The following is a 26,079-nucleotide window of genomic DNA, read 5'->3' as shown; positions in this document are numbered from 1 at the left end:
CAAGGCATTTTCTTCCCTGCCCGAGCGGCACCTACCTGAGCGGCACCAGGGCGGACACGCGCTTGCCGCCGCCGGGGAGCCCGGTCACCGTCACCTCGGCCGCCAGACGGCACACCAGGGGCCAGCCGTGGCCGCCGGGCATCCGCGGGTCGGCCGGGTGCGCGGTGGGCCGCCGGTCGCTGGCGTCCTCCACCGTGACCTCCAGGGCGTCGTCCCGCACCGCGCATCCGAAGACGGTGATCCCGCCCGCGTGCCGCAGGGCGTTGGTGGCCAGCTCGGAGACGACGAGCAGCGCGTCGGCGAGGGCCGCGGCGGGTACCGGGGGCCGCTGCCCGTCGAGCAGCTCCCGTACCGCATCGCGCGCCACCGCCGCGGTGCCCGGGCTCGTCCGCAGCGCGGTGTGTCCGTGGACGGTGGCCATCCGGCCTCCTCCCCTTCCGATGCGCTCATTTCCGTCGCTCGTCGCCGTACCTTTCCCCGGCGCTTTCCCCCGCGGGGCGGGGCTCACGCCCCGCGCGGTCCGCGCCGCACCCGTTCAGCTCACATCGATACCGATGAGGCAGGTGTCGTCGTCGGTGTCGGAGCGCGCGTGGGTCAGCAGGACGTCGAGGTGCTCGCCGAGTTCCGGGGTGGCGGCGCCGACGGTGGCCAACAGCTGTTCGAGCGCCTTCTCCACCGAGCGGTCCCGGCGCTCGATCAGCCCGTCGGTGTACATCAGCATCCGGTCGCCGGGCGCCAGGCGGAGCCGGCTCTCCTCGTACTCCGCCTCGGCGACCGCGCCCAGCAGGATGCCGCGGGGCAGCGGCAGGACGGCGGCGGTGCCCTCGTGGATGAGGACCGGCGGCGGGTGTCCGGCCCGCGCCCAGTCCAGCACCCGGGTCGGCGGATCGTAGATGCCGCAGACCACGGTGGCCGTGACCTGTTCGGTGAGATGGTGGGCCACGGTGTTCAGCCAGCCCAGCAGCCGGGCCGGGCCCGCCCCCGTGGCGGCGAGGCCGCGCAGCGCGTTGCGCAGGACCACCATGCCCGTCGCCGCCTCGATGCCGTGGCCCGCCACGTCGCCGACCGCCAGCAGCACCTTCTTCTGCGGCAGGAGGACGGCGTCGTACCAGTCGCCGCCCACCAGATCCCCCTCCTCGGCCGGGCGGTAGCGCACCGCCACGCGCAGCCCCGCGATGTCGACCGGCGCGGGCGACGGCGGCATGATGGCCCGCTGCAACTGGAGGGCCAGCCGGTTGCGTTCCGCCGACTCCTGCTCGGTGTCGGCGAGCCGGTCCCGGGTGGCCGCGAGCGCCACCTCCGTCCAGTGCTGGCCGGAGAAGTCCTGGTAGGTCCCGCGCACCGCGAGCAGATGCCCGGCCGCATCGGTGACCGGCTCCGCGACGACGCGGATGTGGCGGACGGCTCCGTCGGCCCGCTGGAGGCGGAACGCGGTCGAGGCGGCGTGGCGGTGGTGCAGCAGGGTGCGCAGGAAGCGGCCGATGGCCACGGAGTCATCGGGATGCGCATGGTGGTGCAGCCGCTCCACCGGCACCGGGGGCGCGGTGGGCGGGAGGTCGAAGAGCGCGAACAGATGCCTGTTCCACAGGATTTCGCCGCTGACGGCGTCCTCCTGGAAGCCGCCGATCCGGCCGAGCCGCTGGACGTGTCCGAACAGGGCGGCCAGCCGCGTCGTCTCGTCCTCCAGCCGCCAGCTCAGCAGCACCGCGTCCCCGTAGCGGCCGATGCCCACGGAGACGAGCCCGGTACGGGACACATCGTCGACCAGGAGGCGCAGGGCCATCCGTTCCGCGCGGAACGGCTCGCCCGTCGCGTGGACCCGCAGCACGTGCTCGTACAGGCCGCCTTCGCGGGCGGTGCGGGGGTACGCCTCCAGCAGCCGCAGGCCCGTGATCACGGCGGTGGGGCGGCCCGCCGGATCGGCGAAGCGCTCGTTGGCGTACGCGAGGGAGAAGTCGGCCACCCGGCCCCGGTCGTCGAGCACCGGGCGCAGGACCAGTGCCGGATCGAGCAGGCCGTCGGCGAGGGCCGTCGCGGGACCGGCCGGGAGCACCGGGTCCGCAGGGTCCCCCGGATCCGCCGGGTCCGCGGCGGTGCCGGTGGCCGTCTCGTCCGCGCCGGTCAGCACATGGGCGCACAGCCCGGCCAGCGCGTCCAGCTGGCGGCTGACCGGGCCGGGCAGCGGGGGCCGCGGTCGGGACCAGCACACCTCCAGCACCCCGAGGACGCGGCCGCCCACCTCGGCCGGAATGACGGCACGGGCGCCGTCGCCGCCCCGGTGCCTGCCGATGCCCGCCGCGTCGGCGGGCATCGCCGGGAGCCACTGCGCCCGCCGTTCGGCCAGGGCGCGCTGGGCGGGCACCCCGAGGCCCGGCGGTACGTACCGCCATCGCTGGCCCTCACCGTGCGGAAAGCCCGCGTGCCCGGCGAGGGCCAGCGCGCCGCCGGAGGCCACGGCCCACAGGGCCACCGCGCTCACTCCGAGGGGGGCGAGCGCCTGTTCGAGCAGCGTGTCCGCCACGGTCTGGGCGTCGCCGGTGAGCGACCCGGCCTCGGCCGTTCGCAGCCGCAGCACATCGGCGGAATCGTGGGGTGTGCCTCCGCCGGACCCCCGCGGTGACGCGCCGGGCAGGGCCCGGGCGACCGTGTCCCCGGCGGCTCCGTTGACCACGTCGGCGGCCAGTTCCACGAGCGGCAGCCCGGCGGCGCCGGCCAGCTCCTCCAGGTGCCGGGCGGCCCGCGTCGGGCCGCCGTGGCCGCGTTCGACCAGGATTCCGGTGGCGATGCCGATCAGGGCCCGCGCGTCCGCGGCCTCCCGCGCGGCGGTGAGTTCGCCGCGCAGCCGCTCGACGGTGGCCGCGAGCGCGTCCAGGCGCCGTTCGCTCCCGCTCACCGGGGCGGACCCACTCACCGAATCGGGCCCGCTCACCGGTTCAGACCGTTCGTGCCCGCTCACCGGTTCAGCCAGCGGCGCACACAGGCCACCAGCTCATCGGCGTCCAGCGGCTTGGTGATGTAGTCGCTGGCGCCGGCGGCCAGCGTCTCCTCCCGGTCGCCCGCCATGGCCTTCGCGGTCACGGCGATGATCGGCAGATCGGCGTACTCGGGCATCGCCCTGATCGCCGCGGTGGCGGCGTAGCCGTCCATCTCGGGCATCATGATGTCCATCAGCAGCAGCTCGACCGCCTCGTGCCGGGACAGCAACTCCAGCCCCGCACGCCCGTTCTCGGCGTGCAGGACACGCATGCCGTACAGCTCCAGGATGCCGGTGAGCGCGTACACGTTACGGGCGTCGTCGTCCACGATCAGCACCACCCGCCCGGCGAGGTCGCCGTCCCCGCCCGCGCCGCCCGCCGCGGGCAGCGCGGCGGCGGTCGGCGCCGGGGGCAGGGCGGCGGCGGGCCGGTCGGCCGTCAGATGCAGGATGATCCGCTCACGCAGCTCGTCCAGGCTCGGCGACAGCTCCCATGGCGCGCCCCGGAGGCGATCCGTCAGCCGCCGGTTCCAGCGGGGGTCCAGCCGCCGGGTGTGGTGGGCCAGGACCGGCACGCGCCGGGCGGCCGGGACGCCGTCCAGCGCGTCGAGGAAGCGCAGGGCCGTCTCGTCAGGCATGTCGAGCCCGACGACGACGCAGTGGCACGGCTCGTCGGCGAGCGCGGCGGCGGCCTCCAGGGGATCGGCCACGGCCCGCACCCGTACCCCGCCGGTACCGCTTTCCGCGAGCTCGGCCACGGCGCTCTCGGCCAGCAGCGCCAGCAGCCCGTGCGGCTGCTCCTCGACCACCAGCAGCTGACGCTCCGGCACGGCGCCGTCGGCATGCGGCGCCGCGGCGGACTCCCGCTCGTCCTCGCCCCACGGTGCGGGGCCGGGGCGGGAGGAGCTGCCGACGGGCAGATGGAAGGTGAAGGTGCTGCCCTCGCCCAGGGTGCTGGCGGCGTGTACCGCCCCGCCCAGCAGATGAGCGATCTCCCGGCTGATGGACAGGCCGAGACCGGTGCCGCCGTACTTGCGGCTCGTGGTGCCGTCCGCCTGCTGGAACGCCCCGAAGATGGCCTCCAGCTGGGGTTCGGCGATCCCTATGCCGGTGTCCACCACGCGGAACGCCAGGACGGGCCCCCGGCCGCGGGCCTCCCGCGGCAGATCGGATTCGGCGGCGGGCGCGATACGCAGTTCCACGCAGCCGGACTCGGTGAACTTCACCGCGTTGGACAGCAGGTTGCGCAGCACCTGCCGCATCCGGGAGTCGTCGGTGACGAGTTCGTCGGGGACGGCGGGCGAGACGCTGATGCGGAAGTCGAGGCCCTTCTGCGCCGTCATCGGGCGGAAGGTGGCCTCCACGTAATCGAGCAGCCGCTGGAGCGGCACCCGCTCGGGCTGGATGTCCATCTTGCCCGCCTCGACCTTGGAAAGGTCCAGGATGTCGTCGATGAGCTGGAGCAGATCGGATCCCGCCGAGTGGATGACGCCCGCGTACTCGACCTGCTTGGGGGTGAGGTTCCGGGACGGGTTCTGCGCGAGGAGCTGGGCGAGGATCAGCAGGCTGTTGAGCGGGGTGCGCAGCTCGTGGCTCATGTTGGCCAGGAACTCCGACTTGTACTTGGAGGCCAGCGTGAGCTGCCGGGCCCGTTCCTCCAGCTCCTGGCGGGCCTGTTCGATCTCCCGGGTCTTGGTCTCGATGTCGCGGTTCTGCGCGGCCAGCAGGGCGGCCTTGTCCTCCAGTTCGGCGTTGGAGTTCTGGAGTTCGTCCTGGCGCGCCTGCAACTCCTGGGAGCGCGCTTGGAGTTCGGCGGTCAGCCGCTGGGACTCCTCCAGCAGCTCATCGGTCCTGGCGTTGGCCACGACCGTGTTGACGTTGACCCCGATGGCCTCCATGAGCTGATCGAGGAAGTCCCGGTGGACCGGGGTGAACCGGCCGACCGAGGCCACCTCGATGACGCCGAGGACCTGGTCCTCGACCACGATGGGCAGCACGAGGAGGCTGGACGCCTCGGCCGCGCCGAGGCCCGAGGAGACGGTGACGTACCCGGGCGGAAGCTGCTCGACGGCGATGGTGCGGCGGCTGCGGGCGGCCTGCCCGACGAGCGACTCGCCGAGCCGGAACGCCACCGGCCGGTCCCCGGCGCCCCCCACCTCGCCCGCGGGCAGTCCGTACGAGCCGAGCAGCCGCAGCTCGATCCCGTGCGGGGTGTCGTGGGCGAGGTAGAAGCCGCCGTACTGGGCGCCGACCAGCGGGGTCAGCCGGTCCATGACCAGCTCGGCGACGACCGCCAGATCGCGCCGGCCCTGCATCAGCCCGGAGACGAGGGCGAGGTTGGTCTTGAGCCAGTCCTGCTCCTGGTTGGTGCGGGTGGTCTCGCGCAGGGACTCCACCATGGCGTTGATGTTGTCCTTGAGCTCGGCGACCTCGCCGGAGGCGTCCACCGTGATGGAGCGCGTCAGGTCCCCCTCGGCCACGGCGCTGGTGACCTCGGCGATGGCCCGGACCTGGCGGGTCAGGTTCCCGGCCAGCTCGTTGACGTTCTCGGTCAGCCGCTTCCAGGTCCCGGAAACGCCCTCGACCTCGGCCTGACCGCCGAGCCGCCCTTCGCTGCCCACCTCGCGGGCCACGCGGGTGACTTCGGCGGCGAACGAGGACAGCTGGTCCACCATCGTGTTGATGGTGGTCTTCAGCTCCAGGATCTCGCCCCGCGCGTCGACATCGATCTTGCGCGTCAGATCGCCCTGTGCCACCGCCGTGGTGACCTGCGCGATGTTGCGGACCTGGTTGGTCAGGTTGTTCGCCATGGAGTTGACGTTGTCGGTGAGGTCCTTCCAGGTGCCCGCCACATGGGGCACCTGTGCCTGACCGCCGAGCATCCCCTCGGTGCCGACCTCGCGGGCCACCCGGGTCACCTCGTCCGCGAACGCCGACAGGGTGGTCACCATGGTGTTGATCACTCCGGCGAGCGCGGCCACCTCGCCCTTGGCTTCGACGGTGATCTTCTGCGACAGATCGCCGCGGGCCACCGCCGTCGCCACCTGGGCGATGGACCGCACCTGGCTGGTGAGGTTGGACGCCATGACGTTGACGTTGTCGGTGAGGTCCTTCCAGGTGCCCGAGACGCCCCGGACGGTGGCCTGACCGCCGAGGTTGCCCTCGGTGCCGACCTCGCGGGCCACCCGGGTCACCTCGTCGGCGAAGGCCGACAGCTGGTCGACCATGGTGTTGATGGTGGTCTTCAGCTCCAGGATCTCGCCCCGCGCGTCCACCCGGATCTTCTGCGACAGATCGCCCTGCGCCACGGCGGTGGTGACCTGGGCGATGGACCGCACCTGGGCGGTGAGGTTGTCGCCCATCACGTTGACCGACTCGGTGAGGTCCTTCCAGGTGCCCGAGACGCCCTGGACATCGGCCTGGCCGCCGAGGCGGCCCTCGGTGCCGACGTCCCGGGCCACGCGCGTGACCTCGGCGGCGAACGAGGACAGCTGGTCCACCATCGTGTTGATGGTGGTCTTCAGCTCCAGGATCTCGCCCCGCGCGTCGACATCGATCTTGCGCGTGAGGTCCCCCTGCGCCACCGCCGTGGCCACCCGGGCGATCGACCGCACCTGGGCGGTGAGGTTGCCCGCCATGGCGTTGACGGAGTCGGTCAGGTCCTTCCACGTGCCGTCCACCCCGGGCACCGCCGCCTGGCCGCCGAGCCGGCCCTCGGTGCCCACCTCCCGGGCCACCCGGGTCACCTCGGAGGTGAACAGCGACAACTGGTCGACCATGCCGTTGAAGACGGTGGCGATCTCGCCCAGGAGTCCGTCCCGGTCGGTCGGCAGATGGGTGCCGAAGTCGCCGTCCCTGACCGCCGTGAGGCCGACCAGCAGCTGCCGCAGCTCCGGCTCCGCGACCGTACCGGCAGCGCGGCCCCCCGGCGTACGCGCCCCTGTCGTACGCGCCCCCGTGCGCTGCCCCGCGCCGGAACTCACCACCATGGTTCTCCGCCCCTCGAGTAGTGGTCCCCGCCCACCGGGTTGCCCGGATGAGTGCCGGTGAGCCTTCGGCCCGGGAGTGATCAGGCGCTCCGAGCCGTCATACTGCCACAGTTGCCGCCCGGCAACTATTGGGGAATGGGCCCCTCCCACCCAAAGGCTGACACGTTCGAGCGCACCCGCGACAGCCATGGGCGAAGGCCGTCGCGAATGTGATATCGGAGCCCCGGACCGGCGGTCATGGCATCACGAGGATCATTGCCGTACGACAATTGTTGTCGCCGTGGTGCATAGAATGCGCTCGCGGTGATCACGGACATCGCCGCACCCCAGGCGCGTTTCGAGAAGCAGGACGATGTGGACAACATTTCTACGGTCGAGCGGGCGTTGCGCACAGCCCCACCGCACGCGCTGCTCGATGTCATCACGGCCGCCCTGGCCGAGCAGTGCGGCGCCGAACGCGTAGAGCTCCGCCTGGCGGACTACGGCATGCGGTCGCTCCAGACCGTGAACCCGGGGGCCTTCGACGCCGATCCGGTCCCCATCCAGGGCAGCCCCCAGGGCCGCGCCTTCGGGTCGCAGGAGCCGTGCGTCATCCGGCTCGGCCGGCAGGACGCGGTGACGGTGCACCTGCCGATGACCATCCGCGGCGACCGGATGGGGGTGCTGTCCGTGACGCTGCCCGCCGAGCACGACGCACGGAACCAGATGCAGCACCTCCAGGCGGTCTGCGAGGCCCTGGGGCATGAGATCCTCGTCGCCGAGCGCGACACGGACCTCTACCTGCTGGCCCGGCGCGCCACCCGGCTGACCCTGGCCGCCGAGATGCAGTGGCAGTTGCTGCCCGGCCGCTCCTGCGCGCGCCCCGAATTCGCGCTCGGGGCACATCTGGAGCCCGCGTACGCGATCTTCGGCGACAACTTCGACTGGTCCGCCTCCGCCGACCATCTGACGCTCACCATCACCAACGGCATGGGCGAGGGCATCGAGGCGTCCCTGCTGACCAGCCTCACCGTCAGCGCGCTGCGCAACGCCCGGCGCGCGGGCCTGAGCCTGTGCGATCAGGCGAGCCTGGCCGACCAGGCGGTGTACGCCCGGTACCGGGGCGAAGCCCATGTGTCGGCGCTGCTGCTGCGGTTCGGCTTCGCGACCGGGGACGTGGAGGTCGTGGACGCGGGTTCGCCGCGGATGTGGCGCCAGCGGGAGGGTGCGGTGGAGCCCGTACGGTTCGACGCGCAGTTGCCGCTGGGCATGTTCGAGGACACCGTCTACGTCGCCGAGCACTTCACCGCCTGCCCCGGCGACCGGTTCCTGTTCGGGAGCGACGGGGTGTACGAGTCGCTGGCGCCGTCGGGCGAGAGCTACGGGGATCGGGCGCTGGCCCGCGCCCTGGGCAACACCCGGCTGCTGCCCCCGGCCCAGGTGCCCCAGGCGGTACTGCGCCAGCTCGCCGACTTCCGCTCCGGCACCCCGCTCGACGACGACGCGCTGGTGGTCTGCCTCGACTGGTACGGGCGGCGCGACCAGCAGGGCTGATCAGGCGAGCCGCATCGCCGCGTCCGCCCCGTCCGTGGCGTCCCCCCGGCGGACCGGCGCCGTCGCGTCCACGGCCTCCTGGAACCCGTGCAGCCCCTCCAGCAGCGCCTTGCGCGCGGTCGGGGTCATGGCGGCGATCGCGGTCAGCAGGGCCTCCTCCCGGCGGGCCCGCAGTTCGAGCAGATACGCCTTGCCGTGACTGGTCAGCCGCAGCTCCAGCTCCCGGCGGCTGACCTGGCTGGGCGCGCGCTCCACGAATCCGAGGGCCTGGAGGCGGTCGCACAGGCGGCTCACGGACGAGGGCGCCGAACCCAGCAGCTCCCCGAGCGTGCGGAGGTTGATGCCCTCCTCGCGGTCGAGGCTGTACAGCACGCGCAGCTGTGACGACGAGACGGGGGACGAGGAGACGGCGTCCCGCCCCCGCTCCCACAGCACCTCGAGCAGTTCGATCACCTCGCACGCCATCCGAGCGGCGTCGCGGGACCGACGGTGAGAGGGTGCCGGATTCACGCCCATAACAGTGCACTCCGAATCAGCGTCTTCGGCCCCTTGGTGCCGACCTTGCGCCTTGCTCCCGCTGCAACCTTATCCCCGGTCCGGCACCCATCCCCCTCGGACCCAGTCATGGACAAATCACCCTATGAGCGACATGAGGGATAGACGTCAAGTGTTCACGACGGCTTCGCCGCCCATGGGACGACATGGTCATCAGATGCCCACCAGGGGGTTGACTCCGGCATGGCATCGGGGTTGTCATTCCATACAGCAGAAATAACTATCCACATTGCGGAAATACTCGGACGCCTCTCCAGGCACCCCGGATTCCCCCACCGGACCGTCGAAAGGTCATTGACGCATGGCACCGGCCACTCATTTCTCCGGCGACGCCCAGCCCTACGCGGGCGGCGACCCCTACGCCGACTATCGCAGCGCCGAGGTCCCGTTCGACCACCTGGTCGACCTGGCCGACCGCCGCCTGGGCGGCAGCGTCATCGCGGCGAACGACGAGTTCTTCGCCGAGCGGGAGAATCTGCTGATCCCCAGCGCGGCGGTGTTCGATCCGGAGCGTTTCGGCCACAAGGGCAAGGTCATGGACGGCTGGGAGACCCGGCGGCGCCGTGGCGCCGGCACGGACACCCCGCATCCGACGGAGGACGATCACGACTGGGCGCTGGTCCGGCTGGGGGCGCCGGGGGTGATCCGCGGGCTGATCGTGGACACCGCGCACTTCCGGGGCAACTATCCGCAGGCGGTCAGCGTGCAGGCGGCGTCCGCGCCGCTGTCCGCTTCACCGGCCGAGCTGCTGGCGGACGACACGGAGTGGACCGAGATCGTGCCGCGCACCGCGGTGGGCGGCCACGCGGCCAACGCCTTCGCGGTCGACGTGGAGCGGCGCTTCACCCACCTGCGGGTCGTCCAGCACCCCGACGGCGGGATCGCGCGGCTGCGGGTGTACGGGGAGGTCACCGCTGATCCGGAGTGGCTGGCCGCGCTGGGCACGTTCGACGTGGTGGCGCTGGAGAACGGCGGTGCGGTGGAGGACGCGTCGGACCGCTTCTACTCGTCCCCGGCCAACACCATCCTGCCCGGCCGGTCGCGCAAGATGGACGACGGCTGGGAGACGCGGCGCCGCCGCGACCTCGGCAACGACTGGGTGCGCTACCGGCTCACCGGACAGTCGGCGATCCGGGCCGTCGAGATCGACACCGGCTATCTGAAGGGCAACTCCGCCGGCTGGGCCGCCCTCTACGGGCAGGACCAGGAGACGGGCTCGGACGAGTGGTTCGAGATCCTGCCGCGCACCCGGCTCCAGCCGGACACGGTGCACCGCTTCCTCGTGGACGCGCCGACCGCGACCCACGTACGGATCGACATCTTCCCCGACGGCGGCATCGCCCGGCTGCGGCTGCACGGCTCGCTGACCGACACCGGCGCCAAGAACCTCGCCGAGCGCGCCGCCGAACTGTCTTGACCGCGCGGCCGCCGCGCGCCGTCCGCCACCCCCCGCCACCAGCAGAGACAGCATCAAAGATCACGGCAGAAACGGCAGCAATGAGATGACCGAACTGGATCTGGTGTTCCGCGCGCCCCGGGTGATCACCGCCGCCGGAGAGGTGTCCCGGTGCGTAGGCGTCGCCGACGGCAGGATCGTCGCCATCGAACCGCTGGACGCGGCCCTGGAAGGGGACCGTGTCGTCGAGCTCGACAGCGACGTGGTCCTCCTCCCGGGCCTGGTGGACTCCCACGTGCACGTCAACGAGCCGGGCCGCACGGAGTGGGAGGGGTTCGCCAGCGCGACCCGTGCCGCGGCCGCCGGTGGCATCACGACCATCATCGACATGCCCCTGAACAGCATCCCGCCGACGGTCGACGTCGACGCGCTGGCGGTCAAGCGCAAGGCCGCGGAAGAGACCTCCTGGGTCGACGTCGGCTTCTGGGGCGGTGCGGTGCCCGACAACCACGACGCACTGCGCGCACTGCACGACGCGGGGGTGTTCGGCTTCAAGTGCTTCCTGCTCCACTCCGGTGTGGACGAATTCCCCCCACTGGGCCCTGACCAGCTGGAGCGGGCGCTGCGCCAACTCGCCTCCTTCGGCGCCATGATGATCGTGCACGCCGAGGACGCCCACGCCATCGACCGGGCCGCCACGCCGCACGGGGAGAGCTACCGCGACTTCCTGCGCTCCCGGCCGCGCGGTGCGGAGAACCTCGCCATCGCGCAGGTGATCGAGCTGGCGCGCTGGACCGGCTGCCGCGTGCACATCCTCCATCTGTCCAGCTCCGACGCGCTGCCGATGATCAAGTCGGCGCGCAGCGAGGGTGTGCAGCTCAGCGTGGAGACCTGCCCGCACTACCTCTCCTTCACGGCGGAGGAGATCCCCGACGGGGCGACGCAGTTCAAGTGCTGTCCGCCGATACGGGAAGCCGGAAACCGCGAGCTGCTGTGGCAGGGGCTCGGCGACGGGGTCATCGACCAGGTGGTGTCCGACCACTCCCCCTGCACGGAGGAGCTGAAGCGGCTCGACATCGGCGACTTCGGCATCGCGTGGGGCGGTATCGCCTCGCTCCAGCTGGGCCTGCCCGCGGTGTGGACCGAGGCCCGCCGCCGCGGATACGCGCTGACCGACGTCGTGCGCTGGATGGCGGAGAACCCGGCCCGGCAGGCCGGGCTGATCCACAAGGGACAGATCGCACTGGGCAGCGCGGCGGACTTCTGCGTCTTCGCTCCGGACGAGGCGTTCGTCGTGGACGTGGCGAACCTCCACCACAAGAATCCCGTGTCCGCCTACGTCGGCCGCCCGCTGGCCGGGACGGTGCGCGGCACCTGGCTGAACGGCGAGCCGGTGGACATCGCGGACGCGCCGCGCGGACGGCTGCTGAGGCGAGGGATGGCCTGACGGACGCCCAGGGGGCGTCTCGCCCCCTGGGCGCGTTCCGCGCCTTTCGCCGAAGTCGGCGTCACCACATCCTCGCCACATACCGATAGCAATTTCCCGACCTACGGACACCGTAATGATGGGCGGCCGGTAATGAGTGCAGACATTCCTGTGGAGCCACTGCGGGTAACACCTTCCGAGCGGATCGCGGATACGATCGAAAGCGCTCCGGACGATCGCGGAGCCGACCCGGCGGCAGCGGCCAGCGGTGCGATGTCGCCGAGTCCCCGCCTGTACAACAAGGACCTGGCGCCCACTCAGGTGGAAGGCCGCCGCTGGCGGAGCTACAACGTCTTCACCCTCTGGGCCAACGACGTCCACAGCCTCGGCAACTACACTTTCGCCATCGGGTTGTTCGCCCTCGGGCTCGGCGCCTGGCAGATTCTGCTCGCGCTGGCGATCGGGGCGGCGCTGCTGTTCGGGATCCTCAATCTCGCCGGTTACATGGGGTACAAGACCGGGGTTCCGTTCCCGGTCATGAGCCGTATCAGTTTCGGCGTCCGCGGCGCCCAGATTCCGGCCCTCATCCGCGGGGTGGTCGCCATCGCGTGGTTCGGCATCCAGACGTATCTGGCGTCGCACGTGCTGAACGTCCTGCTGATCGCGCTCTACCATCCGTTCGCCGGGCTGGCCGAGCACTCCTTCCTGGGGCTCTCCGCGCTCGGCTGGCTGTCCTTCGGGGTGCTGTGGGTCGTACAGATCATCATCGTCACGTACGGCCTGGAGATGGTCCGGAAGTACGAGGCGTTCGCGGGCCCGGTCATTCTCGTCACCCTGTCCGCCCTCGCGATCTGGATGTTCGTCAGGGCGGGCGGCTCCATCGCCCTTTCGGCGCCCAATGAATTGACGGGCGGCCAGATGTGGCGGGAGATCTTCGCGGGTGCGTCCCTGTGGGTGTCCATCTACGGTACGTTCGCGCTGAATTTCTGTGATTTCACCCGGTCGTGTACCAGCAAGCGGGCGATCACGGTCGGCAATTTCTGCGGCATTCCGGTCAACATCATGCTGTTCGGTCTGATCAGCATCGTCATCTCCGGCGCCCAGTTCCAGATCAACGGAAAGACGGTCAACAGCCCCGCGGACATCGTGCGGGACCTGCCCAACACGCTGTTCCTGGCCCTGGCCTGCCTGTCGCTGATCATCCTCACCATCGCGGTGAACCTGATGGCCAACTTCGTGGCTCCCGCCTACGCGCTGGCCAATCTCTTCCCCAAGCACCTGAACTTCCGGCGGGCGGGCGTCGTCAGCGGCGTCATCGGCATCCTGATCCTGCCGTGGAACCTCTACAACAATCCGACCGTCGTCAACTACTTCCTCGGCGGCCTGGGCGCCCTGCTCGGCCCGCTGTTCGGAGTGGTGGCCGCGGACTACTGGCTGATCCGCAAGGGGCGCATCAACGTGCCCAAGCTCTACACCATGGACGCCTCCGCGCCGTACCACTACCGCCGGGGCTTCAACCCCCGCGCGATCGCGGCCTTCGCCCCCGCGGCCGTGCTGGCGGTCCTGCTCGCCCTGGTCCCGGCGTTCACCCCCGCCGCGCCGTTCGCGTGGTTCATCGGCGCGGGCACCGCCGCCGTCGCATACTTCGTCATATCCCCCCGTCATCACGTCCACGAGGACGTCCCGGGAGCCGAGATAGCCGTCCCCTGCGCGGACTGAGCCCACCCCCACCACCCGCGACGCCCGTCCGGAGGCACACCGCATGCGCATCCTCGTCGTCAACGTGAACACCACCGAGTCCATCACCGAGGCGATCGCCGCCCAGGCGAGAGGGGCGGCCTCGGCCGGCACCGAGATCGTCGGCCTGACGCCGCGCTTCGGGGCCGAGTCCGTGGAGGGGAACTTCGAGAGCTACCTCGCGGCGATCGCCGTGATGGACCGCGTCCGATCCTACCCGGAGCCGTTCGACGCCGTCATCCAGGCGGGGTACGGCGAACACGGCCGGGAGGGCCTCCAGGAACTCCTGGACGTACCGGTCGTCGACATCACCGAAGCGGCCGCCAGCACCGCGATGTTCCTCGGCCACCGCTATTCGGTCGTCACCACCCTGGACCGGACGCTCCCGCTGATCGAGGACCGGCTCATGCTGGCCGGACTGCACACCCGGTGCGCCTCGGTCCGGGCCAGCGACCTGGCCGTACTGGAGCTCGAAGAGGACCCGGAGGCCGCCGTCGAGGCGATCGTGAGCCAGGCCGAGCGCGCCGTGCGCGAGGACAAGGCCGAGGTGATCTGCCTGGGCTGCGGCGGCATGGCGGGCCTGGACCAGCGGATCAGGGAGCGCACCGGAGTCCCCGTCGTCGACGGCGTCAGCGCCGCCGTGGCCATCGCGGAGTCGCTGGTCAGGCTCGGCCTGTCCACCTCCAAGGTACGCACCTACGCACCGCCCCGCCCCAAGGCGGTCACCGGCTGGCCGTACGGGGCCTGACCCGGTCGCGGCGCGCCACGCGGCGCAACTTCTGCACCAACTGGTCACACGGCCTTCACCTCATCGCATTTTCCGTCTGCCCGGGTGGGGCTACACGCATGAAAGGAGCGGTCTCACAGAGGAGTTGTCGTGGTTTTCATCCCCTTCCTTCTTCCGCCCGGACTGATGTTCCTGATACTGGGCCTCGGTCGCTATGAGGAGTGGCTGCTCAAGCAGCCCGCGCCCGCAGGGCCGACGGCCCAGACCCGCAAGCGTCATCTGTCCCTCGTCCCGCACACCGGCCCACGGGCCCCGGCGGTCGGGAACGCTTCGGCGCCACGACGGGGCGCCGAAGCGGCCTGACGAGCCGAAACGATTCGCCAGCATCGCCACCCCGAGGTGACCTCGGGGGAAGTTGCCGGCGGGCGTCCACGATGGTCTGGCCGAGCGCCAGATCACTCGTGGACCCGACGCCGAGCTGATCAAGCATGTGATCCGCCGAGAGCGACCATCAGCTGAGATGATGGGCCGGATGACCTCCAACTCGGCCGCACAAAGACCTACTTGGTGGCCCGCCCGCCTGGAAACGGCCCGCCTGACACTGCGGCCGGTAGCGGCAGCGGACCTGCCGTCCATCGAGCGGCTGTGGCGCGACGAGCGGGTTCGCCGCTATCTCGGTGGCCCGGTGTCCGAGGACAAGATCGCACTCCGACGCCGCCATCTCCCCGGGATGCCCGGGGCCTTCGCCACCGAGGACCGCACGTCGGGGTCGTGCATCGGGCTGGTCACCGTCGAGCCGGACTCGCCCCGGGATGGCACCGAGGTCTCGTACACCTTCCTCCCGGAGTGGTGGGGGCACGGCCTGGCCCGGGAAGCGGTCGCCGCCGCGGTCGAGTGGGCTCGGGATCTGCCGGGCGGAAGCCGAGTGGTGGCGGTGACACAGAGCGCGAACGCGGGCTCCCGACACCTGCTTGAGGCGATCGGCTTGTCCGCGGACCATGAGACGGTCGAGTACGGCGAGCCGCAGACGGTCTATGTGGCAGGGCCACGTCGGGGAGCAGTGAGCGCCACGACGAGTGGCCTCGGCCCGTGACCGGATCCGCTCGTCACCGCGGATCAGCCCAGGTCTCGTGTCCGGTGAACGCGGTGATCAGGCTGTGCGGTGCCCGGTCGCCGAACATCAGGTCGTACAGCTCGGCGCCCTCGGTGGCGGCTTCGGTGCCGCGGGGGAACATGGCCTGCTCGTACTCGGAGAGGGCGGTCCCGGTGTCGTCGGGGTGGGCGGCGAGGGCCTGGGCGAGTTCGGCGGCGTCGTGCATGGCCAGGTTGGCGCCCTCGCCGTTCGGGGGTGCGAGGTGGGCGGCGTCGCCGAGCAGGGTGACTCCGGGAACGCGGTCCCATCGGTGTCCGATCGGCAGGCCGTGGAGGGGGCGCAGGAGCGGCGGGGTATCGCTTTCGGTGACCAGTGCTGTCAGTTCCGGTGCCCAGCCGTCGAACTCCGCCGCGATCCGGGCGGTGGCCGCGCGCTCATCCGTGAAGTCGATGGCGGCGAACCAGTCCTGCGGCTCGACGAGCGCCACATAGGTGTGCAGGGTTCCTCCGCTCTCGCGGTGCGCCTGAATTCCCCTGCCGGGCGCGAGCGCGAGGAGCGATCCGCCGCCCACCGCCTTCGCGGCGGCGGGGTGGCGGGTGTCGGCGTCGTACAGGTAGGTCTCGACGAACGACGTGCCGGTGTACGCGGGCGTGGCGGCGGAGAGCAGGGGGCGGACCCGGGACCATGCTCCGTCCGCGCCGACCAGCAGGTCAGTGGTGACAGAGGTGCCATCGGCGAACGTCACCTCTTGGCGGCCCCCGCCGAGCGCACGGGTACGGCTGACCTTGTGGCCCCAGCGGACCGTGCCGTCCGGGAGCGAGTCGAGCAGGATGCGGCGCAGTTCGCCGCGCTGCACCTCGGGGCGGCCGCCTGTGCCGTCGTCGGGCTGGTCGAGCAGGACGGTCCCGTTCCGGTCGAGGATCCGCATCGCCTGGCGGCCGTCCAGGACGAGGGTCTGGAACTCGTCCATCAGGTCCGCCGCCCGCAAGGCCAGTTGGCCGTTGTAGTCGTGGATGTCGAGCATGCCGCCCTGCGAACGCGCCGTCGGCGAGGGCTCCGCCTCGTAGACCGTGGACGGGATGCCGTGGACGTGGAGGACACGGGCGAGGGTCAGGCCGCCGAGTCCGGCGCCGATGATCGTGACCGAAGTGGTCATGGTGGGTCCTTCCTGGTCGCCGACCGCTGGGCGGCAGCGGTCGGGACGGTGCGGGGATGGTGGCCGGTGCCGTGATGGCTCCGTGCCGACCAGTCCCACCGTCCCGGCCGCCCCCGACAGATCGCCGATAGATCGCTGCTCATCGCCGACAGTCGGCCGACACCGTCACGGTGCCGCTTCCGCCGCCACCGGCTTGGGGATGAGGAAGGACGTCGCGAAGGCGGCGGCTATGAGTGCGGCTCCCGTGAGGACGCCCGCGCCGTAGCCGGTGGTGGACGTCTTGTCCGCGGGCTCGGCGGCGGTCTGCGCCGCGTAGATCAGGGCGAAGCTGAGGCCCGCGCCGAGGTTGAAGGCGCCCGCGTTCAGGCCGGGCAGGAAGCCGGGGTTCTCCTTCGGGGAGAGCACGATGCCGAGGCCGTTGAGGACGATGTTGCCGACGCCCGCGTAGGTGATGCCGATGAGGAGCGACGCCGCCAGCAGCAGCGGGCGGGAGTCGGCCCGCAGGGTGAGGAGCATCAGGGCGAGGGTGGCGGCGGAGCCGATGAGGCCGAGGCGCAGGATGCGGCCGTAGCCGTGGGTGGCGGCGAGGCGGCCGGCGATCGGGCCCATGGCCAGGCCCGCGAGCGCGTACGGGATGAGGGTCCACCAGGCGGACTGTTCGGCGGTCATGCCGAAACCCGCCTGTGCGTCCTGGGCGAAGGCGGGGATCAGGCCGTTCATGACGGCGAACACGCCGGTCATGGTGAGCACCGTGGTCAGCAGCAGCGCCCAGGTGGAGCGCTGCCTGAGGTGGTGGGTGGCGACCAGCGGGTGGCTGCCGCGGTCCTCGGTGCGCCAGAACAGGGCAAAGGCGACGGCGGTGACGACGAACAGGGCGCCGACGAGCGGCCAGTCGGCGTCGGCGAGCTTCCCGGCCTCGTTCAGGGCGATCAGGGCCGCTCCGACCGAGACGACCAGGAGGGCGACCCCGGCCCAGTCCATGCGGCCTTCGGTGTCCTCGGCCACGGACTCGGGGGTGAGGGTGGCGACCAGGAGGGTGGCGAGTGCGGCGACGGCGGCCATGGCCCAGAAGATGGCCTGGAAGCCGTGGTGGTCGGCGAGGTATCCGCCCGCGAGGGAGTCGACGCCCGCGACGCCTCCGTTGACGGCGGTGATGACGCCGAGGAGGGTGCCGTACTTCTTCGGCTCGTGGACCTCGTTGCGCAGCATGATCAGGCACAGCGGCACGGTGGGCCCGGACACGCCCTGGATGACGCGGCCCGCGAAGAGCACGGGGATGCTCTCGGCGAGAGCGGCCATCACGCAGCCGACGGCCATGAGGGCCAGCATTCCGGCCAGGACCCGGCGACGGCCGATGAGGTCGCCCAGGCGGGGCAGGAAGAGCGAGAAGAGGGCCGCCGAGGTGAAGAACGCGGTCTGGGTCAGCCCGACTTCGGCCGAGGTCGCGCCGAGCGAGTCCTGGATGCTCTTCAGGGCGGGGCTGAGCATGCTCGCGTTGAGCTGGAAGGCGAAGCAGCCCGTCAGCAGCGCGGTGACCAGGACCCAGATCCGGACGGGGCGCGGGCCGCCCGGTGTGGCGGTCCGGGCACCGGCCGCTTCGGTGGAGGGGCGGTTCATGCGCGTACGTCACCGATCCGTTCGAGAGCGTCCACGATCAGGTCCCAGAAGCGCTGGTGGTCGAGGGTGACCCCGACCTGGGTGCGGCAGTCGTCGGGGGCGGGTGCGCGGAGGTCGGTGACGGTCATCCCGAGGGTGAGGGTGCCGGTGAGTTCGATGTCCACCGGGGCCTTGCGGACCGTCATGACGGTGGGGTCGATGACGTACGCGACGGCGCACGGGTCGTGCACCGGCGGGTGCTCGAAGCCCTGTTCCTTGAGGTACATGGCGCCGAAGAAGTCCAGCAGCTCGTTGACGAAGACGGCGGGCGCGGTGCCGACGCGGGCGATGCGGTCGACGACCTCCGGGGTGGCGAGGGCCTGGTGGGTGAGGTCGAGGCCGACCATGGTGACCGGCCAGCCCTCGTTGAAGACGATGTGGGCGGCCTCGGGGTCGATCTTGATGTTGAACTCGGCGACGGGGCTCCAGTTGCCCGTGTGGTAGCCGCCGCCCATCAGGACGACCTCGCGCACGCGCTCGGCGATGCGCGGCTCCTTGCGCACAGCCAGGGCGATGTTGGTCAGCCCCGCGGTGGGGACGATGGTGATCTCGCCGGGCTCGTGGGCCATCACGGTGTCGATGATGAGGTCGACGGCGTGGCGGGGGTCCAGGGACAGCGTGGGCTCGGGCATCGCCGGGCCGTCGATGCCGCTCTCGCCGTGGATGTCGGCGGCCGTCTCGACGGTACGCACCAGGGGGCGGGGGCAGCCCGCGGCGAAGGGGACGCCGGTGATGTTCGCGATGCGGGCGACCGAGAGGGCGTTGCGGGTGACCTTCTCCAGGGTCTGATTGCCGACGACGGTGGTGACGGCGACCAGTTCGACGCCGGGATTGCCGTGCGCCAGCAGCATGGCGATCGCGTCGTCGTGCCCGGGGTCGCAGTCGAGGATGATCTTTCTCATCGGGTTCTCTCTGGAATCGTGCTGAGTGTCGAGGTCCGCAGTCGAACGCTCGGCCGCCTGACGGAGGACACCGTAACGCGGTGAGGCCCGCCGCTCCTCACGCGTCACCTGGGGCGATGCCCGCCGGACGGGGCCGGAGGCCGTTGCCCTCAGTCGGCCTTTCGCCAGCGGGCGCGCAGGCTGAAGGCGGCGCTCTTCGGGCGGCGCTCGCGCGTGAAGACGCCCTTCTTGTTGCCGTCGACGCGGAAGACGCCGGGGGCGGTGGCGAAGTCGGCGAAGTGCCAGATCTGCTCTCCCACCACGGCGTCGACCCGGTCGAACACCCGGTGGTACACGTCGAGCAGCTCCGTCTGGTACTCCTCGGTCCACGGGCTGGGCACGGCGCTGTGCAGGCCGGGGTAGGTGTCGGCGCCGTACTCGGTGATGACGATGGGTTTGTCGTGCCGCTCCGACCACTGCCGCAGTTCGGCCTCCAGCTCGGTCTCGGCCGCCACCAGGTCGTCGGGGCCGAAGTACCAGCCGTAGTAGCGGTTGAGGAGTACGACGTCGAACAGGTCGGTGACCGTGCACTGGTCCGGTGAGCCCATCAGCGCGTTGACATAGGCGACGGGCCGGGTCGGGTCGAGGCGCCGGGTTTCGGCCGCCAGCGGGGCGAAGTAGTCGCGGGCCTCGGGCTGGACGTTGTCGGGTTCGTTGGCGATGGACCACAGGACGACGCTGGGGTGGTTCTTGTCGCGCGCCACGAGCTCCCGGATCGCCTCCAGATGGGTGCGCCGGGCGCGTTCGCCGATGGTATCGGAGGAGAACGTGGTCACCTTGCCGGACTTGAAGACGCCTCCGCCGATGTTGAGGTTGAGGCCGACCGCCGCGGTCTCGTCGATCACGACCACACCGTGGCGGTCGGCGTAGTCGAGGACCTCTTCCGCGTAGGGGTAGTGCGAGGTCCGGAACGAGTTCGCGCCCGTCCACTCCAGCAGCGCGAAGTCGTGCACCATCAGCACGTCGTCATGGCCCCGGCCGCGCACCGCGGCGTCCTCGTGCTTGCCGAATCCCTTGAAGTAGAAGGGGCTTCCGTTGATCAGGAACTGCCTGCCCCGCACCTCCACGGTGCGCACGCCGACCGGCTGGCGGTAGTCGTCGACGACGTCGCCCGCGGCGTCCACCAGGGTGGCCCCGAGTTCGTAGAGGTAGCCGTCGCCGGGCGCCCAGGGGTGTACGTCGGGCACGCGCAGGGTGCCGACCGCGCCGGTGGCGGTGGCCACCTCGGCGCCGGAGGCGTCGCGCAACGCCACCCGGACCGCGTGCGCCTCCCCGGTGCCGTCCACCCGGTAGTCGACCACACCGGTCGTGCCCTCGAAGCTCGTGGCCACGGTGATGTCGCTGATGTGCGTACGGGGTGTGGTGTACAGCCAGACGGGCCGGTGCAGGCCCGCGTAGTTGAAGAAGTCGTGGAAGTACCGCTGGGTCCGGCGGCCGTCGGGCCGTTCCTCGACGCGGCCCGGCGGTATCGACTCCCACGTCAGTTCGTTGTTGACCACGACGGTGACACGGTGCTCGGCCCCCGGCCGCAGGTGTGCGGTGACATCGGCCTCGAACGGGGTGTAGCCGCCTTCGTGTGCGACGACCTCGGTGTCGTCGACCCAGGCGGTGGCGCGATGGGTGGCCGCGTCGAACCGCAGGACGGCCCGCTCCCCCGCCCACCGGGACGGCACCCATACGCTCGTCTGGTACCACGCGTCGCCCACATGGTCGCGGACGGCCGCGTCGGGAAAGATGTCGTTGTAGCTGGCCGGTACCGGCACGTCCACGGCCGCCGCGAGCGGCGAGCGCCACCAGCCTTCGGCGCGGCCGGTTCCCTCCGGGTCGAGCCGGAGCCTCCACAGGCCGCCGAGTGAGCGGCGTTCGCGGGTGGGACCGTCCTGCGGACGAAGCATCGTTGGTTTCTCCTGTTCTGCGCACGCGTGGTCGCGTGGTGTCCGTTACTTGATGCCGGTGTTGGCGATGCCCTGGACGAAATGTTTCTGGAGGGCGAGGAAGAGCAGCACGATCGGGGTGACGACGGTGACCGCACCGGCGAGCAGCAGGCCGTAGTTGGTGCTGTTGGCACCCACGGAGAACAGCGCCAGCGCGACGGGCAGGGTGTAGTGCTCCTCGGTCTGCGCGATCACGAGCGGCCACAGGAAGTTGTTCCACTGCGCGAGGAACGTCAGGATCGCCAGGGTCGCGAGCGACGGTCGGCAGAGCGGGAGTATCACCCTGAGGAACGTCCGGACCTCACCGGCGCCGTCGAGGCGGGCCGCCTCGACGAGGGAATCCGGGATGTCCCGGATGAACTGCCGCATGAGGAACACGCCGAGCGGCGTCACGAGGAAGGGCAGGATCAACCCGAGGTAGGAGTTGCTCAGGCCCATGTTGCTGACCAGGACGAAGAGCGGCACGAAGGTGGTGACGCCCGGGATGATCAGCATGGTGAGCACGAGGCCGAACAGAACGCGTTTCCCGGCGAATTCGATTTTCGCGAACGCGTACCCCGCCATCGAGCAGAACAGCAGATTCCCCGCGACGCAGGCTACGGCGACCAGCACGCTGTTGAAGAAGTACAGCCCGAAGTTCTGCTTGGAAAGCAGCTGGTCGAAGTTGACGAGCGTCGGCGCGTCGGGGAGCCAGGAACTCGGATGCGCGACGATTTCACCCGTCGGCTTGACCGACCCGAGGAACATCCAGGCGAAGGGGGCCAGCGTCGCGAAGAGGCCCAGGATCAGGGCGCCGTAGAGCACCATACGGGACATCGGAATACGCATGTCAGGCCTTCGCTCGGAAGATGCGGAATTGAACGAGGCTGAGCAGCGCGATCGCGGTCACCAGTACGTACGAGGCGGCGGAGGCCAGGCCGTAATTCCCGAAGCCGAACTGCTGGTACGCGTAGTAGCTGATCGAGGTCGTGCTGTCCAGCGGGCCGCCGCTCGTCATCACGAACGGTTCCTCGAAGAACTGGAGGTAGCTGACGCTCAGTAGCACGGCGACGATCAACGTGGTCGGCCTGAGCAGCGGCAGGGTGATGCTGCGGAAGGCGCGCCACCGGGTGGCGCCGTCGATGCGTGCCGCCTCGTGCAGTTCGGCGGGGATCGCCTGGAGACCCGCGAGGAAGATCACCATGGGGATGCCGAAGTGGCGCCACACGGCCATCAGGATGAGCGCGGGCATCGACCAGTGCGGGTCGTTCAGCCAGTCGGGGCCATGGATTCCTATCACGGCGAGAAGGGAATTGATCATCCCGTCCGGCTTGTAGAGATATCGCCACACCACCGCGATGGCCACGATGCTCGTCACCACGGGGGCGAAATACGCGACCCGGAAGAGCGCCTTCGCGCGCTGGATCCCCGAGTTGAGCGCGACGGCGAGGGCCAGGGCGATCACCATCGTCAGGGGGATTCCCACGGCGACGAAATAGAGGGTATTGAGGACCGCGCGGCGGAACGTGGGATCCGAGAACAGGGCGCTGTAGTTGTCGAGACCCACGAAGTTGACGAGGAAGGGCGTCCGCACGTCCCGGCTGGTGATGTCGGTGACGCTCATCGACAGGGAGGAGACGACGGGCCAGACGCCGAAGGTGGCGAACAGCGCGATGAACGGCGCGCAGAAGCCCCATGCGATCGCGGTGCGTCGGAGCGTGGAGGCGGTCATCGCTGGCTTCCGGTTCCGATCGTCGCGGCCTTGGCCTGGATCCGTTCCAGGACCGCCTTCGGTGAGGAGATGCCCTTGGCGACCTTTTCGATCTCGTCGTCCAGGACCGCGGTGACCTGCTTCCACCTGGTGGTCACCGGCCCCGGCTGGGCGGTCCCCAGCTGCGTCCGGAAGACGCCCAGGGCGGTGTCGGTCGCGAGCCTTCCCTCGTTCCAGGCCGACTGCACGGCGGGAAGGTCGCCGGACAGCTCATGCCATGTCTGCTGGTTGTCGGGCCGGGCCGTCCAGCGGATGAACTTCCAGGCGCCTTCACGGTTCTTGGCGCCCTTGAACACCGCCCAGTGCCCGCCGCCGATGTAGCTGGCATTGGACTTCGGTCCCGACGGGAGCGGCGCGATGCCCACCTTGTCGTCGACGAACGACGCGCCACCGGCGGACTTCAGCAGACCCTGCTCCCACGGCCCGGAGATGAGTGCGGCGGTGGTCCCGGCGACGAACTCCGGCTCGATCTCTCCGAGGCTCACCGGGCCGTTCCGGCTCACGGTCTTCGAGGTGAAGAACGACCGGTAGAGCTCCAGCCCCTTGAGCGCTTCGGGGGTGTCGAAGGTGAACGCGGTGTTGTCCTCGTTGGTCAGCCGGGCCCCGGCCTGCCACATGAAGGGCAGCACGCTCTGCCAGCTCTGCGCCGCCCCGGTGGGCAGCGAAAGGCCCCATCTCGCGCCTTCCTTCTGGAGGGCCTTGAGGAAGGGGCGGTACTCGTCCCAGGTCTTCGGCGCGGACACCCCCGCGGCCCGCGCCAGGTCCTTGCGGTAGAAGAGGGAGCGGGTCTCCACGTACCAGGGGACGCCGTACGTGGCCCCTTCGAAGGCGCTGCTGCGGGCGGCGCCGGGATAGAAGGCCGAGGCGTCGACGAGCTTCCGCGGGACCTGCTCCAGCCCGCCCGTGGTCGCGAACGTCGCGAGGTCGGACGCGCCCACCAAGGTGGCGTCAGGGGTGTCACCGGACGCGATCGCCGTCTCGACCTTCTTGCCGTAGTCCTGCCACGGCACGGCCGTGACCTTCACCTTCGCCTCAGGATTCGCCTTCTCGAACCGGGCGGCCAGCTTGGGCAGCAGTTCGCCCTCCGTGCCCATGGCCCACACGGTGATGTCGCCGGTCGCCGGTGAGTTGTCGACGGGGGCACCCGCGGACCCCGGCCCCCGCGCGGTGCCGGGCCGGCCGCAGCCGGTCGCGAGCAGCGCGGCGGCCAATCCGACGATGAGCGTCTTCGCGGCCTGTGATCTGAACATCCTTGCCCATTCCTCTCCACCCGAGGGACGCGTGAGCGGCCCTTTCGCACGTCGTGGTGTAGGTGAGCGAGACCGTACAGCGAAACCCGAACAGGTGCCATACTTTCGACAGGGAGACGTTCGATCCCCACGCCATAGGGTTGGTGCCATGACCGAAGAGATCCGCCCCGTCGCCCGGCGGGGCCCCTACGCCAAGAGCGCGCGGCGCCGAGCCGAGATCATCAGCTCCGCCACGTCCGTCTTCTCGGCGCGCGGCTACCGGGGCGGGTCCCTGCGGGAGATCGCGAAGCAACTCGATCTCAGCCTGACCAGCGTCGTGCACCACTTCCCCAGCAAGAGCGCGCTCCTGGTGGCCGTCCTGGAGAACGCCGACCACGCGAGCGGCGACTCCTTCGACTCGGACAGCCGGGAGAAGGGCGTGGCGTACGCCGTCCTCCAGTACGTTCGCCGCAACCTCGACCGGCACGAGATGCTGCGGCTGCTCGCCCTCATGGCGGCGGAGTCCTCAGCGCCGGACCATCCCGCGCACCAGTGGTTCCGCGACAGGTACGAGAAGGTCGTCGCGGCCGTCGCGATCGCCATCCGGCGGGACCAGGACGCGGGCCGCATCTCCAACAGCAGGGATCACCACGAGATCGCGGAGTCCCTGGTCGCTCTGTGGGACGGGCTCCAACTCCAGTGGCTCATAGACCCCCGACGCGACCTCGCGGCCAGGATGACCGCCTCGCTGGAGGATCTGCTGGGTCAGCCGACGATCACAGCGTGAGCACGGCCAGGCCGCGGAAGTATCTTGGCGTGCATGCAGTCATACACGATCGGCCAGGCCGCACGGTTGCTCGGCGTGAGTCCGGACACCGCTCGGCGCTGGGCGGACGCGGGCCGGGTGGCCACCCATCGCGACGAGGGCGGGCGGCGGCTCATCGAGGGGAAGGACCTGGCCGCGTTCTCCGTGGAGCTGGCCAAGAGCGGGGGCGGTGAGGAGGACGTCTCCCGCACCTCGGTCCGCAACGCCTTCCCCGGCATCGTGACGGCCATCAAGCTCGGCGATGTCGCCGCCCAGGTGGAGATCCAGGCCGGGCCGCACCGGCTGGTGTCCCTGCTCACGCGCGAGGCCGTGGAGGAGCTGGGGCTGGCGGTCGGTGTGGAGGCCACCGCCCGGGTGAAGTCGACGAACGTGCACATCGACCGCGGCTGAGCACGGCGGTGGCCTCGGCGGCCTCGGCAGGGGGATCGCGCGGGTCAGCCGAGGCTGAGAAGTGCCTCGTAGAAGCCGCCGAACCCCCGCTCGCGGTCGACGAGATGGACCTCCAGGATCCAGTGGCAGCGGCGTCCGGCCTTGTCGGTGCGGCGCATCGGGGTGTGATTGGCGGGCGTGATGTACGACTCCAGGTCCGCGCCGTCGATCATCTCGTGCGGGAACTCGCCGACCAGGTGACCGGCGTGCCAGCCGCCCAGCTCCCACCCGGCTTCCGCGGCCACGCGGGCGACCTCGGCGTGCAGCCGGTCCCCGGTGATGTCCGGGTCGGCGTCGAAGAAGCGCCTCCCCGCGGCGAAGACCTTCGGCAGGTCGTCGCGCAGCCGGTGCTTGACCGGGTCGTCCCCGAACACGAAGGTCCGGCCGAAGTCGGCCTCGTACTCCTCGAAGATCGGCCCGAAGTCGGCGAACACGATGTCGTCCGCACCGATCACCCGGTCCGGCGGATTCTCCCGGTAGGGCAGGAGCGTGTTCTGCCCGGATCGCACGACCCGCTTGTGCCAGTGCCGGACCGTGCCGAACAGCTCGTTCGCCAGGTCCCGGATCCGGTCGCTGACCGCCCGCTCCCCCTCGCCCGGCGCCACCAGGCCGCGCTCCTCGATCTCCGCGAAGAGCCGCTCGGCCTTCGCCTGCGCCTCCAACAGGCGCGCCGCGCGTGTGGGTTCGTCATGTGCATCCGCATGTGCATCCGCCATGCGGTCGAACGT

General features: G+C 70.7%; 21 protein-coding genes. 9 read left to right on the top strand and 12 right to left on the bottom strand.

Annotated elements, in window-relative coordinates:
- Positions 1-31: 31 nt before the first annotated feature.
- From ACH4TL_RS32335 to ACH4TL_RS32325, 3 genes are all read right to left on the bottom strand, one after another.
- Entirely contained in the window at positions 32-421 is a 390-nt protein-coding gene (locus ACH4TL_RS32335) for an ATP-binding protein (RefSeq protein ID WP_398325908.1), read from the bottom strand.
- A 114-nt stretch (positions 422-535) separates the two neighbouring features.
- Entirely contained in the window at positions 536-2,893 is a 2,358-nt protein-coding gene (locus tag ACH4TL_RS32330) for a GAF domain-containing SpoIIE family protein phosphatase (RefSeq protein WP_398325905.1), read from the bottom strand.
- 59 nt (positions 2,894-2,952) lie between these two features.
- Positions 2,953-6,963 carry a HAMP domain-containing protein gene (locus ACH4TL_RS32325; RefSeq protein WP_398325902.1) on the bottom strand — a complete coding sequence of 1,337 codons (4,011 nt, stop codon included), beginning with the start codon at positions 6,961-6,963 and terminating at the stop codon, positions 2,953-2,955.
- A 354-nt stretch (positions 6,964-7,317) separates the two neighbouring features.
- Between ACH4TL_RS32325 and ACH4TL_RS32320 the strand changes: the two genes are divergently transcribed.
- Entirely contained in the window at positions 7,318-8,496 is a 1,179-nt protein-coding gene (locus ACH4TL_RS32320; RefSeq protein WP_398326002.1) for a PP2C family protein-serine/threonine phosphatase, read from the top strand.
- Here ACH4TL_RS32320 and ACH4TL_RS32315 read toward each other — a convergent pair whose 3' ends face one another.
- The gene (locus ACH4TL_RS32315; protein ID WP_398325899.1) at positions 8,497-9,012 is read right to left on the bottom strand and encodes a MarR family winged helix-turn-helix transcriptional regulator; all 516 of its coding nucleotides are present in this window, start codon (positions 9,010-9,012) and stop codon (positions 8,497-8,499) included. It lies immediately after the preceding gene.
- Positions 9,013-9,352: 340 nt separating this feature from the next.
- On the opposite strand from ACH4TL_RS32315, the gene alc reads away from it, so the two are divergent.
- The 6 genes from alc to ACH4TL_RS32285 all read left to right on the top strand — a co-directional run bounded on the left by alc (position 9,353) and on the right by ACH4TL_RS32285 (position 15,430).
- Positions 9,353-10,468, top strand: coding sequence for an allantoicase (alc, locus tag ACH4TL_RS32310; RefSeq protein ID WP_398325896.1), 1,116 nt, complete (start codon positions 9,353-9,355; stop codon positions 10,466-10,468).
- Positions 10,469-10,553: 85 nt separating this feature from the next.
- Complete coding sequence (gene allB / locus ACH4TL_RS32305) at positions 10,554-11,894, top strand: allantoinase AllB (RefSeq protein WP_398325893.1); 1,341 nt, start codon at positions 10,554-10,556, stop codon at positions 11,892-11,894.
- A gap of 252 nt (positions 11,895-12,146) precedes the next feature.
- The gene (locus ACH4TL_RS32300) at positions 12,147-13,592 is read left to right on the top strand and encodes an NCS1 family nucleobase:cation symporter-1 (protein WP_398325890.1); all 1,446 of its coding nucleotides are present in this window, start codon (positions 12,147-12,149) and stop codon (positions 13,590-13,592) included.
- A 43-nt stretch (positions 13,593-13,635) separates the two neighbouring features.
- Positions 13,636-14,358: an aspartate/glutamate racemase family protein gene (locus tag ACH4TL_RS32295; RefSeq protein ID WP_398325887.1), complete on the top strand. Its 723-nt coding sequence runs from the start codon at positions 13,636-13,638 to the stop codon at positions 14,356-14,358.
- Between the two features lie 129 nt (positions 14,359-14,487).
- Positions 14,488-14,700, top strand: coding sequence for a hypothetical protein (locus ACH4TL_RS32290; protein WP_398325884.1), 213 nt, complete (start codon positions 14,488-14,490; stop codon positions 14,698-14,700).
- Between the two features lie 169 nt (positions 14,701-14,869).
- On the top strand, positions 14,870-15,430 hold the full coding sequence (locus ACH4TL_RS32285; protein WP_398325881.1) for a GNAT family N-acetyltransferase: 561 nt from the start codon (positions 14,870-14,872) through the stop codon (positions 15,428-15,430).
- 13 nt (positions 15,431-15,443) lie between these two features.
- Here the strand turns inward: ACH4TL_RS32285 and ACH4TL_RS32280 are convergent, their stop codons facing one another.
- The 7 genes from ACH4TL_RS32280 to ACH4TL_RS32250 form a co-directional block, all read right to left on the bottom strand.
- Complete coding sequence (locus ACH4TL_RS32280; protein ID WP_398325878.1) at positions 15,444-16,586, bottom strand: FAD-dependent oxidoreductase; 1,143 nt, start codon at positions 16,584-16,586, stop codon at positions 15,444-15,446.
- 165 nt (positions 16,587-16,751) lie between these two features.
- The gene (locus ACH4TL_RS32275; protein ID WP_398325875.1) at positions 16,752-18,203 is read right to left on the bottom strand and encodes an MFS transporter; all 1,452 of its coding nucleotides are present in this window, start codon (positions 18,201-18,203) and stop codon (positions 16,752-16,754) included.
- Positions 18,200-19,144 carry a nucleoside hydrolase gene (locus ACH4TL_RS32270; RefSeq protein ID WP_398325872.1) on the bottom strand — a complete coding sequence of 315 codons (945 nt, stop codon included), beginning with the start codon at positions 19,142-19,144 and terminating at the stop codon, positions 18,200-18,202. Before ACH4TL_RS32270 ends, ACH4TL_RS32275 begins: the two co-directional genes overlap by 4 nt.
- Positions 19,145-19,293: 149 nt before the next feature.
- Positions 19,294-21,078, bottom strand: coding sequence for a beta-glucuronidase (uidA, locus tag ACH4TL_RS32265; RefSeq protein WP_398325869.1), 1,785 nt, complete (start codon positions 21,076-21,078; stop codon positions 19,294-19,296).
- Between the two features lie 45 nt (positions 21,079-21,123).
- Complete coding sequence (locus tag ACH4TL_RS32260) at positions 21,124-21,933, bottom strand: carbohydrate ABC transporter permease (RefSeq protein WP_398325866.1); 810 nt, start codon at positions 21,931-21,933, stop codon at positions 21,124-21,126.
- A gap of 13 nt (positions 21,934-21,946) precedes the next feature.
- Positions 21,947-22,828: a carbohydrate ABC transporter permease gene (locus ACH4TL_RS32255; RefSeq protein WP_398325863.1), complete on the bottom strand. Its 882-nt coding sequence runs from the start codon at positions 22,826-22,828 to the stop codon at positions 21,947-21,949.
- A complete protein-coding gene (locus ACH4TL_RS32250) occupies positions 22,825-24,117 on the bottom strand; it encodes a sugar ABC transporter substrate-binding protein (protein ID WP_398325860.1) in 1,293 nt (430 codons plus the stop codon). The genes ACH4TL_RS32255 and ACH4TL_RS32250 overlap by 4 nt, the downstream gene beginning before the upstream one ends.
- Positions 24,118-24,265: 148 nt before the next feature.
- Here ACH4TL_RS32250 and ACH4TL_RS32245 point away from each other — a divergent pair, with 148 nt between their 5' ends.
- Complete coding sequence (locus ACH4TL_RS32245; protein ID WP_398325857.1) at positions 24,266-24,883, top strand: TetR/AcrR family transcriptional regulator; 618 nt, start codon at positions 24,266-24,268, stop codon at positions 24,881-24,883.
- A 33-nt stretch (positions 24,884-24,916) separates the two neighbouring features.
- Positions 24,917-25,312, top strand: coding sequence for a molybdopterin-binding protein (locus tag ACH4TL_RS32240; RefSeq protein WP_398325854.1), 396 nt, complete (start codon positions 24,917-24,919; stop codon positions 25,310-25,312).
- Between the two features lie 44 nt (positions 25,313-25,356).
- On the opposite strand, the gene ACH4TL_RS32235 is transcribed toward ACH4TL_RS32240, so the two are convergent.
- Positions 25,357-26,067, bottom strand: coding sequence for a M24 family metallopeptidase (locus ACH4TL_RS32235; RefSeq protein WP_398325851.1), 711 nt, complete (start codon positions 26,065-26,067; stop codon positions 25,357-25,359).
- Between the last annotated feature and the right edge of the window lie 12 nt (positions 26,068-26,079).

The organism is Streptomyces sp. NPDC021115 (assembly GCF_044333065.1).
Taxonomy (GTDB): Bacteria; Actinomycetota; Actinomycetes; order Streptomycetales; family Streptomycetaceae; genus Streptomyces.
Note: the sequence above shows the minus strand (reverse complement) of the source record. Positions and strands in the feature narration are given on the sequence as shown.